Source organism: Oleiphilus sp. HI0043 (assembly GCF_001634935.1).
In genome coordinates this window covers 1-982 of the sequence record NZ_LWEY01000605.1, presented here as the reverse complement: position 1 = coordinate 982, position 982 = coordinate 1, and the positions used below count along the sequence as shown (strand labels likewise).

The window sequence follows — 982 nt, the reverse complement described above, 5'->3', positions numbered from 1 at the left end:
ACAGTTCTCTTTGGTCGATAACCAAGGCTAAATAAGGTTGACCGGACTCGTTAACGTATTTGATGGAAGCGTGCCATACAGCCTGCTCGCCGGGTTCACTCATCAAGTCTATTGAGTAGGCCGAATCGGGCTTTTCGACTAACGCTTTCTCCAGTTGAGAGAGTAGCTCTGGCAAAACGAAGTCGCTAATGGGGCGCCCTAGTAGGCTGGACTCGGATGATTCACCAAGTTTGTGGCTAAATTCTTGTAGCGCTCTATCATTCGTGTAAGCAATATTGAGTTGCTCGTTGATGACGATAATAAGTTCTTCACTAATATCCAGAACGTTAAGCAACTTCGAATTAAGTTCGGATAACTCTTCTTCCAGGGCTTCTCGTTTAGCGATCTCGTTGCGAAGCTTCTGGTTTTCCTGGTTCGCGATCCAGCACCTTCTTACGCTTAGCTGACTTTCTACGCGGGCGATTAGTTCTTTATTATGATAGGGCTTGATGAGGTAATCATTGGCACCTTGGCTCAGGGCGCTGACAATATCGGATATTTGATGCCGTGCTGTCAGCATGATGATGGGGAGTTCATAGCTGTCGAACTGCTTCCGAACCAGGGTGCAGACTTCAATGCCGCTCATTTTTGGCATCATAAAGTCGAGTAATATCAGGTCAGGTACTTGTTGGTTGAGCCTGGCTAGAGCGCTAATTCCATCCGGGAAGACTTCATATCGATAACCTTGTTGTGACATCAGGCTGGAAACCAGCTCCAGGTTTACGGGTTCATCGTCGACGATAAATATCAGCGGAGTCATTTCTTCGCTACCGCCTTCAAACGATAAATCGGGTAGTTTTGCAGAGGTTTCGCTGGTAGAAACCTGAGTTTCCTTAGTGATAATAGGTGCTTGAGTGGCTGGTAGAGCGGTTTCAGCTAATTGCTTATTGGCTTCCTGATTGCTGACCAAACCAGCGGGTAAGGATAGGGTGACATCTGTGCC

1 protein-coding gene is annotated in these 982 nt (G+C 47.0%); it reads right to left on the bottom strand.

Annotation, left to right across the window (positions count from 1 at the left end):
- Positions 1 to 982: response regulator (locus A3729_RS07450; protein ID WP_156497768.1), on the bottom strand; the 982-nt coding region annotated here is incomplete at both ends.